Origin of the sequence: Lactobacillus johnsonii, assembly GCF_014058685.1 — a bacterium.
GTDB lineage: Bacteria > Bacillota > Bacilli > Lactobacillales > Lactobacillaceae > Lactobacillus.
On sequence record NZ_CP059055.1, the window covers coordinates 495,299 to 509,762 of the forward strand.

14 protein-coding genes are annotated in these 14,464 nt (G+C 35.6%); 13 read left to right on the plus strand and 1 reads right to left on the minus strand.

Annotated elements, in window-relative coordinates:
• Window positions 1–60 precede the first annotated feature (60 nt).
• From zwf to trxA, 11 genes are all read left to right on the plus strand, one after another.
• Window positions 61–1,509, plus strand: a complete 1,449-nt coding sequence (zwf, locus tag H0I41_RS02320) for a glucose-6-phosphate dehydrogenase (RefSeq protein ID WP_135014538.1) — start codon at window positions 61–63, stop codon at window positions 1,507–1,509.
• Window positions 1,509–2,630 carry a DNA polymerase IV gene (gene dinB, locus H0I41_RS02325; protein WP_011161607.1) on the plus strand — a complete coding sequence of 374 codons (1,122 nt, stop codon included), beginning with the start codon at window positions 1,509–1,511 and terminating at the stop codon, window positions 2,628–2,630. The genes zwf and dinB overlap by 1 nt, the downstream gene beginning before the upstream one ends.
• Window positions 2,631–2,667: 37 nt before the next feature.
• The gene (locus tag H0I41_RS02330; protein ID WP_004896790.1) at window positions 2,668–3,633 is read left to right on the plus strand and encodes a DHH family phosphoesterase; all 966 of its coding nucleotides are present in this window, start codon (window positions 2,668–2,670) and stop codon (window positions 3,631–3,633) included.
• A complete protein-coding gene (locus H0I41_RS02335) occupies window positions 3,617–5,002 on the plus strand; it encodes a DEAD/DEAH box helicase (RefSeq protein ID WP_135014539.1) in 1,386 nt (461 codons plus the stop codon). The genes H0I41_RS02330 and H0I41_RS02335 overlap by 17 nt, the downstream gene beginning before the upstream one ends.
• Before the next feature lie 231 nt (window positions 5,003–5,233).
• Window positions 5,234–7,882, plus strand: a complete 2,649-nt coding sequence (alaS, locus tag H0I41_RS02340) for an alanine--tRNA ligase (protein ID WP_011161609.1) — start codon at window positions 5,234–5,236, stop codon at window positions 7,880–7,882.
• Window positions 7,883–7,936: 54 nt separating this feature from the next.
• Complete coding sequence (locus tag H0I41_RS02345; protein ID WP_003647717.1) at window positions 7,937–8,194, plus strand: IreB family regulatory phosphoprotein; 258 nt, start codon at window positions 7,937–7,939, stop codon at window positions 8,192–8,194.
• Complete coding sequence (gene ruvX, locus H0I41_RS02350) at window positions 8,194–8,625, plus strand: Holliday junction resolvase RuvX (protein WP_023599301.1); 432 nt, start codon at window positions 8,194–8,196, stop codon at window positions 8,623–8,625. The genes H0I41_RS02345 and ruvX overlap by 1 nt, the downstream gene beginning before the upstream one ends.
• Window position 8,626: 1 nt before the next feature.
• Window positions 8,627–8,941 carry a DUF1292 domain-containing protein gene (locus tag H0I41_RS02355; protein WP_004895671.1) on the plus strand — a complete coding sequence of 105 codons (315 nt, stop codon included), beginning with the start codon at window positions 8,627–8,629 and terminating at the stop codon, window positions 8,939–8,941.
• A 57-nt stretch (window positions 8,942–8,998) separates the two neighbouring features.
• Window positions 8,999–9,541: a CvpA family protein gene (locus tag H0I41_RS02360; RefSeq protein WP_004896794.1), complete on the plus strand. Its 543-nt coding sequence runs from the start codon at window positions 8,999–9,001 to the stop codon at window positions 9,539–9,541.
• Window positions 9,542–9,582: 41 nt separating this feature from the next.
• A complete protein-coding gene (locus H0I41_RS02365) occupies window positions 9,583–11,949 on the plus strand; it encodes an endonuclease MutS2 (protein WP_086874684.1) in 2,367 nt (788 codons plus the stop codon).
• Window positions 11,950–12,027: 78 nt separating this feature from the next.
• Window positions 12,028–12,339 (plus strand): thioredoxin, encoded by a 312-nt coding sequence (trxA, locus tag H0I41_RS02370; RefSeq protein ID WP_004895668.1) that lies wholly within the window; start codon window positions 12,028–12,030, stop codon window positions 12,337–12,339.
• An 82-nt stretch (window positions 12,340–12,421) separates the two neighbouring features.
• On the opposite strand, the gene H0I41_RS02375 is transcribed toward trxA, so the two are convergent.
• Window positions 12,422–12,817, minus strand: a complete 396-nt coding sequence (locus tag H0I41_RS02375) for a YslB family protein (RefSeq protein WP_004896796.1) — start codon at window positions 12,815–12,817, stop codon at window positions 12,422–12,424.
• Between the two features lie 96 nt (window positions 12,818–12,913).
• On the opposite strand from H0I41_RS02375, the gene murI reads away from it, so the two are divergent.
• Window positions 12,914–13,714, plus strand: coding sequence for a glutamate racemase (murI, locus tag H0I41_RS02380; protein WP_004896797.1), 801 nt, complete (start codon window positions 12,914–12,916; stop codon window positions 13,712–13,714).
• Window positions 13,715–13,716: 2 nt separating this feature from the next.
• Window positions 13,717–14,340: an XTP/dITP diphosphatase gene (locus H0I41_RS02385; protein ID WP_004896798.1), complete on the plus strand. Its 624-nt coding sequence runs from the start codon at window positions 13,717–13,719 to the stop codon at window positions 14,338–14,340.
• Window positions 14,341–14,464: the final 124 nt, after the last annotated feature.

The window sequence follows — 14,464 nt, forward strand, 5'->3', positions numbered from 1 at the left end:
CATGACTAGTATTGTAAAATAGAATTGGTAAAGTTGATTTTTATTAAGTAGGTAGTTAGAATGAAAAATATTCCAGTTGTTATGATTATTTTTGGTGGCTCCGGAGATTTAGCTCATAGAAAGCTTTATCCAGCCTTATTTAATTTGTATCAAAAAGGTTTAATTCATGATCATTTTGCTGTAATTGGTACAGCGAGAAGACCTTGGAGCCATGAATATTTGCAAGAACAAGTAGTTGAAGCAGTTAAAGAAAGCTGTGACAACTTTGATGAAAAAGAAGCAAAAGAATTCGCTTCACATTTTTATTACCAGTCTCACGATGTAACTGATATTGGCCACTACATTGCCTTGAAGGAATTAGCAGCTAAACTTGATGAAAAATATCAAGCAGAAGGAAATCGAATTTTCTACATGGCTATGGCACCAAGATTTTTTGGTACAATTGCTACTCACATTAATGATCAAAAATTGCTTGGTAGCGGCTTTAACCGTTTAGTAATTGAAAAGCCATTTGGTCATGATTTAGCTTCAGCAGAAAAGTTAAACCGAGAAATTGGCGAAAGTTTTGATGAAGAGTCGGTATATCGAATTGACCACTATCTTGGAAAAGAAATGGTTCAAAATATTATGCCTCTAAGAATGACTAATCCAATTGTTAAGAATATCTGGAATAATGACTATATCGCAAATATGCAAGTAACTTTAGCAGAAAGTCTAGGAGTAGGAACTCGTGGTGGTTACTACGAAACATCTGGTGCTTTACGTGATATGGTTCAAAACCATATTTTTCAAATTATTACACTTTTAGCTATGCCTGAGCCTAAAGGACTTGATTCAGACCATATTCACCAAGCTAAACAAGAATTATTAGATAGTCTAGTAATTCCAACTCCAGAAATGGTTAAAAAGCATTTCTCACGAGGACAATATTTAGCTGATGATAATGAAGTAGAGTATTTAAAGGCAGATCAAGTTGCACTAGACTCTAAAGTAGAAACATTTGTAGCTGGAGAAGTTAAATTCAAAAAGGGTCCAGTAGCTGATGTGCCAATTTACTTTAGAACTGGTAAGAAAATGAAGGATAAGGTTTCTCGCATTGATATTGTTCTTCACCATATGAATAATTTATACGGTAGCGCACATTCAAATAATATCTCAATTATTATTGATCCAATTAGTGAAATTTATTTCACAATTAATGGAAAGAAGATTACAGCTGAAGGTTTAAGAAGAGAAAACCTTAGTTATAAGTTTTCTAAGGAAGAAATGGAGCAAGTTCCAGATGGCTACGAACGATTGCTTCACGATGTGTTTGTAGCAGATAGAACTAACTTTACTCACTGGTCAGAATTGAAGCAATATTGGAAGTTCGTTGATGCAGTTGAAGATGTTTGGCAAGATGAAAATAAAGATGTTAAGCAGCTTGAACAATATCCAAGTGGTAAGTTCGGTATGGAATCAAGTAATCATATTTTTGAAAAAGATAGCGAGCACTGGATTTACCGTTAATGGATTTACTGCCTAAAAACAATACGAGTCGTAAGATTATTCATATTGATATGGATGCCTTCTATGCTTCAGTAGAAATGCGCGATAATCCATCAATTAGAAATAAAGCCGTCTTAATTGGTGGAGATCCGAAGAAAAATAAGGGTCATGGGGTTGTAGCGACGGCGAATTATATTGCTCGGAGCTATGGAGCTCATTCAGCGATGCCGACGGCTAAGGCGGTAAGATTAATACCAGCAGAGAAGTTGGTAATTATTCAACCAAATTTTGAAAAATATCGTGCTGTATCAGCTGAAATTCATCAATTGATGCATAAGATAACTGATCGGGTAGAATCTGTTGCGTTAGATGAAGCATATTTAGATGTTACTGAAAATAAGCTTAATTTAACCGATCCAGTTCGTATTGCTGCTTTACTTCAGGAACGAATCTATCAAAGAATTGGTTTGACTAGTTCATTTGGTGTCTCTTATAACAAGTTTTTAGCTAAGATGGGCTCAGAATATGCCAAGCCTTTTGGGAGAACTGTAATTAAACCAGAAGGTGCTCGCGATTTTTTAGCAAAACAACCAATAAAGAACTTCCCGGGTATTGGACCAAAGACTCAAGAAAAACTGGCAGAGATGGAGGTTTATACCGGAGCTGATCTAAGAAAAATTCCAACCGATATTTTAATTAAAAAATTTAATCGAATGGGTTATCTTATGGCTCAGCATGCTCATGGTATTGACTTAAGAGATGTAGTGACTGATTCGGAAAGAAATCGAAAATCAATTGGGATTGAACGTACTTTTAATCAAAATTTATTTGATGAAAATACTGCCTTAACAAAATTGCGGTCATATAGTAGAGAACTTGAAAAAAGTTTAAAGGAGCGCCACTTTCTTGCAAATTGTGTTGTCTTAAAAGTACGCGATGCTAATTTTAAGACAATTACTAAAAGAAGGAAGCTAAAGCAGGGCACTAATGATAAAATTGTTATCTACGATACTGGGCGTGCTTTGTTTGCGACAGAAAAAAGCATGCTTTCAACTGGAATCCGACTTTTAGGCCTTACGGTCACTGATTTTGAAGAGCATCCCGTTGAGAATATATCGCTAGAAATTTTTGATAATGAGTAATGATAAAATAAAAAGAAAAATTTAGGAGAGAGAATTAATGGCAACTTTTGATGAAATTTATGAAAAGATAAAAGAATATCCAACAATTATTTTGCACCGTCACACTAGTCCAGACCCAGATGCAATTGGTTCTCAAGCCGGTTTGGCTAGATCTTTGAGACTAGCTTTCCCTGATAAAAAGATCCTTTGTGCTGGTGAAAATGATGAAGGTGACTTAATTTGGATTAACAAGATGGATGAGGTTAAGCCAGAAGACTACAAGGGTGCTTTAGTTATTACAACCGATACTGCAAACACTCCTCGTATTTCTAACAAAAATTATGACAAAGGTGATCTTTTAATTAAGATTGACCACCACCCAGATGTAGATCCATACGCAGATATGAGCTACGTTGATCCAGATGCACCAGCTGCTTCTGAAATTATTTTTGATTTCTTAAAAGCAGAAAACTTACCAATTACTAAGGAAGTTGCAGCAGCTTTATATGCAGGTATTGTAGGTGATACGGGAAGATTTATGTATCCTGAAACTTCAGCTCATACTTTTGATGTTGCAGCTGAATTAACTAAAACTGGAATTAATATTACGGATATTGCTAGAGAAATTGCGGATGTTACTTTTGATGAAGCAAAATTACAAGCTTTAGCAATGGATAAGATGGAGATTGATCCAGTTGGGGCTGCTTATACAATTTTGATGCAAGATGATTTGAAGAAGATGGGGTTAACTGACGATCAAGCAAATGTTGCTGTTTCAACTCCTGGTCGAATTAAAGATGTTTTAGCTTGGAATGTATTTGTAGAAAAGCCAGATGGAACTTTCCGCGTTCATTATCGTTCAAAGGGACCTGTTATTAACCATTTAGCTGAACAGCACGATGGTGGAGGTCATGCCCTAGCATCTGGAGCTAATGCAAAAGACATGGATGAAGTAAAACAAGTCTTTAATGAAGTAGTAGAAGTAACAAAGAAGTATAAAGAAGAACATGGCACAAACAAGTAGTATATTTCAAAATGAAAAAATCCGGCCAGAACTACAAGCCGGATTAGAAAAAATTAATTTTAAGAAACCGACTAAAGTACAGTCTTCGGTTATTCCGACATTTTTAAATAAAAAGAATGTTGTAGTGCAAGCTGCAACGGGATCAGGAAAGACTCATGCTTATTTGATTCCAATTTTGAATATGATTGATGAGAGCGCACCTGTAACACAAGCAATTGTTACTGCACCGAGTCGTGAATTGGCTAATCAATTGTATAAAGTTGCGCGTCAGTTAAGGGATGCTAGTGGTTTAAATATTTCAATTGAATATTTAGGCGGTGGAAATGACCGTAATCGCCAAATTGAAAAGGCTGAAAGCAGAGCCCCACAATTAATTATTGCAACCCCTGGTCGTTTACATGATTTTGCATCCAAAAAATTTATTAACTTGGAGAATGTAAAGGCCTTTATTATTGATGAAGCTGACATGACTTTAGACATGGGCTTTTTAGGTCAAATGGATGAAATTATGTCTAAGTTGGACAAAAAAGCAGTCTTAGGTGCATTTTCAGCTACAATCCCAGTTAAGCTCGAAAACTTTTTAAGAAAGTACATGTCAAAGCCAGAATTTATCGTTATTGACAATCCGGCAATTATTGCGCCAACGATTCAAAATGATTTAATTGACGTAGGTTCAAGAGACAAGAAATCAATTTTGTATAAGTTATTAACAATGGGACAGCCATATTTAGCCCTTGTTTTTGCTAATACGAAAAAGACTGTTGATGAATTAACGGACTACCTTGAAGAACAAGGCCTTAAAGTAGCAAAAATTCATGGTGGAATTACTGAACGCGAACGAAAGAGAATTATTCGTCAAGTTAGAGAGGGACAATATCAATACGTTGTAGCTAGTGACTTAGCTGCTCGTGGAATTGATGTACCCGGTGTTAGCTTAGTTGTTAACTATGAAATTCCAAAAGATTTAGAATTTGTAATTCACCGAATTGGTCGAACAGGTAGAAACGGGCTTGAAGGACATGCTATTACCTTAATCTATGATGATGAAATGAGTCAGATTGAGGACTTAGAAAAATTGGGTATTCATTTTGACTTTAAAGATCTTAGAAATGGTGAATTAGTTGAAAGAACTCACTATCACAGAAGAGATAATCGTCAAACGCGTAACCATAAACTTGATAACCGCATGATCGGTATGGTTAAGAAAACCAAGAAAAAAGTAAAGCCAGGCTACAAGAAGAAGATTAAACAGGCCATTCAAAAAGATCGTCAGCAAAAACGTAAGCTTGAAGAACGTCATCAAATTCGAAAAGCAAAGCGTAAACGTAAGCGTGAACGTGAGCAAGCACGTAGTAATTTTGACAACTAGAAAATTTGTAGTAAAATAAAGCACGTTTAGGACATATTATTAAAGTATTTTTTTCAAAGAGAGGACTGCTTGGTGAGAAGGTCTAGAAAATATTTAGTAATGCTACCTAAGTTAATTAGAGAAATAAATATTTAAAGAGGTAACAAACACTGTTGCAATCAAGGTGGTACCGCGCTGGGAGCGTCCTTGTTTTATGCAATAGTGTTTTTTATATTTGTAGGAGAACTTTTTATGAAACAATTGACTAGTTCACAAGTACGTCAAATGTTCTTGGACTTTTTTAAAGAGCATGGCCACATGGTTATGCAAAGTGCATCATTAATTCCACAAGATGATCCAACCTTGTTATGGATTAACTCTGGTGTTGCTACAATGAAGAAATACTTTGATGGTTCGGTTGTGCCTAAGAATCACCGAATTACTTCTTCTCAAAAATCAATTAGAACTAACGATATTGAGAATGTTGGTAAAACCGCTCGTCACCAAACTTTCTTTGAAATGCTTGGTAACTTCTCAGTTGGGGATTACTTTAAAAAAGAAGTTATTCCTTGGGCTTGGGAATTTTTGACTAGTCCAAAATGGTTAGGTCTTGATCCAGATAAACTTTATGTAACTGTTTACCCTAAGGATACTGAAGCATACCACATGTGGCATGATGTTGTTGGTTTACCTGAAGATCATATTGTTAAGTTAGAAGATAACTTCTGGGATATTGGTGAAGGTCCATGTGGTCCTGACTCAGAAATTTTCTACGATCGTGGTCAAGAAAATAACGATGTGGCTGAAGATGATCCAGAAAACTTCCCAGGTGGAGAAAACGCGCGCTACCTTGAAATTTGGAATATCGTATTTTCACAATTTAACCACTTACCAAATGGTAAATATGTTGACCAACCACATAAAAACATTGATACCGGTATGGGATTAGAACGTGTAGTATCAATTATTCAAGATGCTCCAACTAACTTCGAAACTGACTTATTCATGCCAATCATTAAGGAAACTGAAAAGTTAAGTGATGGCAAGAAGTATGCCGCAAATAAAGAAGATGATGTTGCATTTAAGATTATTGCTGACCATGTTCGTGCTGTAAGCTTTGCGATTGCTGACGGTGCACTTCCTTCAAACTCAGGACGTGGATATGTTTTACGTCGTTTAATTAGACGTGCTGACTTAAACGGTCAACGTTTAGGTATTAAAGGTGCATTCTTGTACAAATTAGTACCTGTAGTTGGCGAAATTATGAAGAGCCACTATCCAGAAGTTGTTGACCAACAAGCATTCATTCAAAAAGTAATTAAGAACGAAGAAGAAAGATTCCAAGTAACTCTTTCATCTGGTCTAAACTTACTTGATAATATCATTGCTGAAGCTAAGAAGAGCGATGATAAGACTATTTCTGGTAAAGATGCCTTCAAGTTATTCGATACTTACGGCTTCCCATATGAATTAACTTTTGAAGCTGCTCAAGATGCAGGTCTTAAGATTGATAAAAAGGGCTTTGATGAAGAAATGAAAGCTCAAAAGGAACGTGCTCGTAAAGCTCGTGGTAACTTGCAATCAATGGGTTCACAAGATGTTACTTTGATGAATATCAAAGATAAGAGTGAATTTGAATACGGCACTTTAGAAGAAAAACATGCCAAATTAATTGATATTGTTGTTGATGACAAGTTAGTTGATAAGGCAGATGGTGAACATGCAACTTTAATCTTTGATAAAACTCCATTTTACGCAGAGCGTGGTGGACAAGTTGCTGACCACGGTGAAATTTTGAACCAAAATGGTGAATTAGTTGCTCGTGTAACTGATGTACAACATGCACCAAATGATCAAAACTTGCACTTTGTAGATGTTATTTTGCCACTTGAAAAGGGACAAGAGTATGTCTTGAAAGTTGATCAAAAACGTCGTCGCGGCTTAAAGCATAACCATACTGCTACTCACTTATTGCATGCAGCTTTACGTGAAGTTTTAGGTACTCATACTCACCAAGCTGGCTCTTTAGTTGAACCAGATTACTTACGTTTTGACTTTACAAGCTTAGAGCCAATGACTAAGAAAGAAATTGCTAGTGTTGAAAAGTTAGTTAACGAAAAGATTTGGGAAGAAATTCCAGTCAAGACCACTGTTACTGACCCAGATACTGGTTTAAAGATGGGCGCCTTAGCATTATTTGGTGAAAAATATGGTGACACAGTTCGTGTTGTTCAAATCGATGACTTCTCCACTGAATTTTGTGGTGGTACACACTGTGAAAATACTGATCAAATCGGAATGCTTAAGATTGTTTCTGAGTCTGCTGTTGGCGCTGGTACTCGTAGAATTATTGCTGTTACCGGTCCAGAAGCTTACAAGTATGTAACAGACCGTGACGAAATCTTGAAAGAAGTTCAAGATGAAGTTAAGGCAACTAAGGCTGAAGATGTAGTTAATAAGATTTCTTCTATCGAAGATGATTTACGTGCAAGCCAAAAAGAAGCTGAACAATTAAAGGCTCAAATTAATAAGGCAAAAGCTGGCGATCTCTTTAATGACATTAAGCAAGTTAAAGATTTAACTGTAATTGCTGCGCAAGCTGATGTTGAAGGCATGAATGATTTACGTGAACTTGCTGACAACTGGAAGAGCAGCAATAAATCTGATGTTTTAGTCTTAGCTGCTGAAGTGAATGGTAAAGCTAATATGGTAATTAGCTTAGATGATAAGGCTATTAAAGCAGGACTTAAGGCTGGCGATTTGATTAAAACTGCTGCTCCAATCTTTGGTGGTGGCGGTGGTGGCCGTCCAAATATGGCACAAGCCGGTGGTAAGAATCCAGCAGGATTAAAAGATGCTATCGCTAAAGTGTTACAAGAAGTTGAAGAAAAACAAAATTAATTGAGTTCGTTCGATATTTCAAGTAAAATTAAGAAGAATAGGAGGAATTTTATTATGAGTTCGCTAGATAAAACAATGCATTTTGACTTTAACCAAAATAAGGGTAAGAATGTATACGATACTCTACAAGACGTATACAATGCACTTGAGGAAAAAGGCTATAGCCCAATTAATCAAATTGTTGGTTACTTACTTTCAGGCGATCCTGCATATATTCCTCGGCATAATGATGCACGTAATTTGATCTTGAAACATGAGCGTGATGAAATTATTGAGGAATTGGTTAAGAGTTATTTAGGTAAAAATAAATAATGCGATTACTTGGACTTGATGTTGGCTCTAAAACTGTCGGTGTTGCAATCAGTGACCCTTTGGGGATTACCGCTCAAGAGCTTGAAACAATTAAGATTGACGAAAGCAAGTTTAGCTTTGGTATGCGTCAAATTAGAAAAATTGTACGTAAATATGATGTTGAAGGCTTTGTTTTAGGTTTACCTAAAAACATGGATGGTAGTAGTGGACATTCTGTAGAAAGAAGTAAACAGTATGGTGAACGCTTAAAAGAAAAGTTTGACCTCCCTGTTTATTACGTAGATGAACGTCTTACAACAGTGCAAGCTGATCGAATTTTAGTTGAAGAAGCTGGCGTCCATGATCGTGTTGAACGAAAAAAAGTTATTGACCAAATGGCTGCTGTTTTAATCTTGCAAAACTATTTAGAAGCAACCAGAAAGGATAATTAAAATGAGTGAAAAAATTAACGCTAACCAAGATAATGATCGTCAAATTACTTTAGTTGACGAACAAGGTAATGAAGAATTATTTGAAATCTTATTTACTTTTACATCTGAAGATTATGGTAAATCTTACGTTTTACTATATCCAGCAGCTGTTAGTGATGATGATGATGTTGAAGTACAAGCTTTCAGCTATGATGCAGATGCAGATGGCGATGTAACTAGTTCTGACTTACATGAAATCACAGATGATGATGAGTGGAACATGGTACAAGGAGTTTTAAATACATTTTTGTCAGACGATCGCTTAAGCGGCGAATAATCTTCAAAAAAGACTGGCGATTGAAGCTAGTCTTTTTTGCTTAATCAAGGATGAGCAATGATTTCTTTTTTCATTTTATTAATTTTTATCTATTGTTGTTATGTAGGCTATCGGCGTGGTGTAGTATATGAAGGCTTAGCAGCTGGTGGATATGTAATCGGGCTAATTTTAGCCACTTTATTGTATAAACCATTTAGTAACTTTTTAAATTTGTGGGTTCCATATCCATCCGCAAATGATCGAAGCAGCTTTGCTTTCTTTGATAAAACTACGGGATTAACCTTAGATAAATCATTTTATGCAGCAATTGCTTTTTCAATTATTTTGTTGATTGTTTGTTGCTTATGGCGTTTTGTGATGCTAGGGTTTAATCAATTAAGATATGTTACGGTAAACTCTAACCTAAATCTCTGGGGAAGTTTAATTATTTCTTTTATTGTGACACAGATTAGTGTTTATTTGCTTTTGTTTATTTTAGCCACAATTCCTAATGATGGTTTGCAAAATATGCTGGGGCATTCTATTTTAGCAAGTGGTATCTTGCATTTTTCTCCTGGAATTTCCCAATTTTTTATAAATTTATTCATTACAACAATATAAAAATGGCCCCAACTCTGGGGCCTTTTTGCTAGGTGGAATATATGAACTCTAAAATTATTGAAAAATTAGAATATAATCGCATAATTAAACAATTAAGTGATTTGGCTATTACAGCACCTGCAAAAGAGCAGGCTTTAACGTTAATGCCAAGTAGTAATTTTGATGAAGTAAAAAAATCAATTGATCAAACTAGGGTCCTTTCTAATGTTTTACGAGTTAAAGGACCAATGCCGATAACTGACTTTAAAGATGTTAGAGCTAGTTTGAAGCGTTTGAAGGTCAAGGCAAATTTAAATGGTGAAGAATTAGGTAATATTTTTCTAATTCTTAGCTTAGCTAAAGATGTTTCTCAGTTTACTGCTGACTTAGAAGAGCGTGAAATTGATACCCGTCCGATTGAAAAAACTCTTAAAAATTTAGCAATTCCAGAAGACTTATTTAAGAAGTTGAATCAGGCAATTGAATATGACGGAACTGTTAAGGATACAGCTTCTTCTAAGTTAATGCAGCTGCGACATGATATTCAAAGCAATGAAACTGATATTAAAAATCACATGAATGATTACATCAGTGGAAAGCATACACAGTATTTGTCAGAAAATATCGTAACTATCAGAGATGGTCGCTATGTATTACCTGTAAAACAAGAATATAAGAATAAATTCGGTGGAGTTGTTCATGATCAAAGTGCTAGTGGACAGACTTTATTTGTTGAGCCACAAGCAGTTTTAGTTCTTAATAACCGACAGCAAAATTTAATGGCTCAAGAGCGTCAGGAAATCCACCGTATCTTAATTGAATTGTCAGAACTTGCTGGTATGTATCAAAAAGAAATAAAAAATAATGCGGATGCATTAACACAATTAGACTTTTTAAGTGCTAAAAGCAAATTAGCTAAAGCAATGAAAGCTACAGAACCAGTATTAAATCAAGATCATGTCATTAAGTTGAGAAAGGCTCGACACCCATTAATTGATCCTAAAAAAGTTGTTCCTAATAATATTGAATTAGGAACTAGCTTTGATACCATGCTGATTACGGGACCTAACACAGGTGGTAAGACAATCACGCTGAAGACTTTAGGGCTGCTCCAATTGATGGCTCAAGCGGGATTATTCATCACAGCTGAAGAAGGCAGTCAATTAACTGTTTTTAATGAAATTTACGCCGATATTGGGGATGAGCAATCTATTGAACAGTCATTAAGTACTTTCTCATCACATATGGACCAAATTATAAAAATAATGAAAGATGTAACTGAGGATGATTTGGTTTTAATTGATGAATTGGGAGCCGGAACTGATCCTGAAGAAGGAGTTAGTCTAGCGATCGCTATTTTAGATGATTTACGGGGAGCACAAGCTAAAATTGCGATTACTACACACTATCCGGAATTAAAGCTTTACGGCTATAATCGTGCAAGAACTACGAATGCCTCAATGGAATTTGATTTAAAGAAACTTGCTCCAACGTATCGTTTGAGAATTGGTATCCCTGGACAAAGTAATGCCTTTGCCATTGCACATCAATTAGGGATGAATGAAGTTGTAGTCGACAAGGCTAGAAGTTTGATGAATGACGAAGATAGTGATATTAATAAGATGATTGAACGATTGACGGAGCAGACTAAGGCTGCTGAGCAACTTCATGAAACTTTAAAGCAAAATGTTGACCAAAGTATCACTCTTAAGCGTCAACTCCAGAATGGTCTTGACTGGTATAATCAACAAGTACAAAAGCAACTTGAAAAAGCTCAAGAAAAAGCTGATGAAATGCTTGCTAAAAAGCGTCAAAAAGCTGATAAGATCATCAATGATCTTGAAGAACAAAGAAGAGCTGGGGGTCAAGTTAGAACCAATAAAGTTATTGAAGCTAAAGGTGCTTTAAATAAACTTGAGCGTGAAAATCAAAACTTGGCCCAGAACAAGGTCTTGCAACGTGAAAAGCGGCGTCATGATGTAAGTGTTGGTGATACTGTGAAAGTTCTATCTTATGGACAACAAGGTGTAATTACGAAAAAACTTGCTGATCATGAATTCGAAGTTCAAATTGGTATTTTGAAGGTTAAAGTCACTGATCGGGATGTTGAAAAGATTAGTACACAAGCTGCTCCTAAGAAGGCAGAAAGAGCGGTTCGCTCGAGTCGTGGCCTTCGTTCTACGCGTGCAAGTAGTGAGCTTGACTTAAGGGGACAACGCTATGAAGAAGCTCTAACTAACTTAGATCGCTACATTGATTCTTCCCTCTTAGCCGGTTTGAATACCGTCACAATTATCCACGGAATTGGAACTGGGGCAATTAGAAATGGTGTTCAACAATACTTGAAGAGAAACAGACACGTAAAGAGCTATAGTTATGCGCCTGCTAACCAAGGTGGAACTGGAGCGACAATCGTTTATTTACAGTAAGCAATATACTTGCAAAAAGTAAGTAATTCTACTAAACTATACTTATAATTTAAAGAATTTATTTGTGAGGTAATAACAATGGTTGATGAAATTACAGATGCAACTTTTGAAGAAGAAACTAGCGAAGGCGTTGTTTTAATTGATTTTTGGGCAACTTGGTGTGGTCCATGTAAGATGCAATCACCAGTTATTGACCAACTTTCTGAAGAAATGGATGATGTAAAATTCACCAAAATGGATGTTGATCAAAACCAAGAAACTGCTCGTAACTTAGGAATTATGGCAATCCCAACTTTATTAATTAAGAAAGATGGAAAGATTGTTGACCGTTTAACTGGTTATACTCCTAAGGAAAAACTTGAACAAATTTTAGATCAATATACTGACTAATATAAATAAAAAAAACCGGGTAAGCCTCTGTATTGAGACTTACCCGGTTTTTATTATTGCTATTCTCTTACTTGGTTAATAGTTAGTCAGATTGCGCAGTGATTTGAACTACGTGCTTTTTAGTAACAGTAGCTGAAGCTTCAGTTGGAGTACCATTTTGGCGCTCTAAACATTCCGCAATAATTCCACTTTCAAGTGAAAATTCATCACTTTGGCTATCAAGCCTATCAGTTACGACCTGGCCGGATAATTCAAAAACTGCGGTATGTTTGCGATCTTTAAGTACTTTTAAAGTTCCAAATTGAGCCATATCAAAAAATTCGATTAAATCATCGATATCTGATAAATCATATTTACGACTAACATGTTTTCCGGCCCAGTAAAGAATTTCTTTATCTTCGCTACCTAAAATGGTAGGTAAGATAAAATCACGATATAATGAATTTAAAAAATAAAGATGTTCGTTTGTATGTTCCATGCTTTCATTTCCTTTTGTCTTCTATATCATTTTAACTTAAAATAGGTGGAGTAGAAAAGAGAATTTAATCATCATTTATTTAAAGGAGTTTTTTTAATGGATAATCGACCAATTGGAGTTTTAGATTCAGGATTAGGCGGCTTAACCGTTTTAAAAAAAGTAATTGAAAAAATGCCTAATGAGTCAACAATTTTTATTGGCGACCAGGCTAATATGCCGTATGGGGATCGCTCAAGAGAAGAAATTATTTCTCTAACTCGCGATAGTGTAAACTTCTTATTAAGTAAAGATGTAAAAATTATTATTTTTGGTTGTAACACAGCAACCGCTGTAGCAATGGCAACTATTCAGAAAGAAATACCACTACAGATAATTGGTGTTGTTCAATCTGGTGCTTTAGCTGCAGCAAGAACTACAGAAACTAAAAATGTAGCTGTAATTGGTACTAAGGCCACTGTGGCTAGTCATTCTTATTTAAAAGAAATTCAGTATCGTGATCCAGAAATTAAGGTCAGTGAATTTGCTCAACCAAAATTAGCGCCACTAGCTGAAGAAGATCCCGATGAAGATACTAAGAATGCAGTGGTTAGCGAAAGTTTAACTCCATTGAAAAATGCTGATTATGATACCTTAGTTTTAGGCTGCACACATTATCCTTTATTGAGAGACGAAATTGTGGCTGTGGTGGGTCAAGATAAAAAAATTGTAGATCCAGCTGATCAAGTGGCACAATATACATATAATGTTTTGCGACGTGATGATTTATTTGCTGAGAGTACTGCTCCGGTAAAACATGACTACTATACAACTGGAGAAGCAAAGAAGTTTACTGAAATTACCCGTCAATGGATGAATGATGACACGATAGTTGGTCATCATGTAGATGCTGAGGATTAAAAATGGATACTTTATTATTTGCAACTAACAATAAAAATAAGGCTAGAGAAGTTGAAGAGGCCTTAAAGAAAATAAATTTTCCCATTCATGTAATTACTAATCAGGACCTAACTGATCCTCCCCATGTTCTAGAAACTGGGACAACATTTTTAGCTAATGCAAAACTAAAAGCTCATAAAATGGCGGAGTTCAGTAATTTACCAACTCTTGCTGATGATTCAGGTTTATCAGTTGATAAATTAAACGGAGCTCCTGGAGTTCATTCTGCTCGCTACGGAGGCGAAGCTCATAATGATGCCTTAAATAATGCAAAATTATTGGCTGAACTAGGCGGTGTTCCCCGAGAGAAAAGACAAGCTACTTTTCATACAACTATGGTAGTTTCGTGGCCAGGTAGATTTGATGATGATTTAGTAACACAAGGTGAAATTAGAGGCGAAATTTTAACTTATCCGCGAGGGGATGGAGATTTTGGCTATGATCCACTTTTCTTTGTTCCTGATAAGGGGAAGACATTTGCTGAAATGACAGTAGATGAAAAAAATGCTATTTCTCACCGTGGCCAAGCTTTAAGAAAATTACTTGCTGAGCTGCCAACTTGGTGGAAAAAAATGGAAAATGAATAATTAAGAGTGACTTAAAAGACTTAGTTCTGATATTTTATTGGAATTAAGTCTTTTTTATATAAATACATATTTTATTATATATAATGTGGTATTAGGCCTTTTTTAGCGTTAAAATACCTTTGAT

Bases quoted from the DNA above. Each gene is read 5' to 3' on its own strand.
- H0I41_RS02355 (WP_004895671.1), top strand. From the start codon at position 8,627: ATGAGTGAAAAAATTAACGCTAACCAAGATAATGATCGTCAAATTACT.
- H0I41_RS02360 (WP_004896794.1), top strand. From the start codon at position 8,999: ATGATTTCTTTTTTCATTTTATTAATTTTTATCTATTGTTGTTATGTA.
- H0I41_RS02365 (WP_086874684.1), top strand. From the start codon at position 9,583: ATGAACTCTAAAATTATTGAAAAATTAGAATATAATCGCATAATTAAA.
- dinB (WP_011161607.1), top strand. From the start codon at position 1,509: ATGGATTTACTGCCTAAAAACAATACGAGTCGTAAGATTATTCATATT.
- H0I41_RS02345 (WP_003647717.1), top strand. From the start codon at position 7,937: ATGAGTTCGCTAGATAAAACAATGCATTTTGACTTTAACCAAAATAAG.
- murI (WP_004896797.1), top strand. From the start codon at position 12,914: ATGGATAATCGACCAATTGGAGTTTTAGATTCAGGATTAGGCGGCTTA.
- H0I41_RS02375 (WP_004896796.1), bottom strand. From the start codon at position 12,817: ATGGAACATACAAACGAACATCTTTATTTTTTAAATTCATTATATCGT.
- H0I41_RS02330 (WP_004896790.1), top strand. From the start codon at position 2,668: ATGGCAACTTTTGATGAAATTTATGAAAAGATAAAAGAATATCCAACA.
- H0I41_RS02385 (WP_004896798.1), top strand. From the start codon at position 13,717: ATGGATACTTTATTATTTGCAACTAACAATAAAAATAAGGCTAGAGAA.
- trxA (WP_004895668.1), top strand. From the start codon at position 12,028: ATGGTTGATGAAATTACAGATGCAACTTTTGAAGAAGAAACTAGCGAA.
- zwf (WP_135014538.1), top strand. From the start codon at position 61: ATGAAAAATATTCCAGTTGTTATGATTATTTTTGGTGGCTCCGGAGAT.
- ruvX (WP_023599301.1), top strand. From the start codon at position 8,194: ATGCGATTACTTGGACTTGATGTTGGCTCTAAAACTGTCGGTGTTGCA.
- H0I41_RS02335 (WP_135014539.1), top strand. From the start codon at position 3,617: ATGGCACAAACAAGTAGTATATTTCAAAATGAAAAAATCCGGCCAGAA.
- alaS (WP_011161609.1), top strand. From the start codon at position 5,234: ATGAAACAATTGACTAGTTCACAAGTACGTCAAATGTTCTTGGACTTT.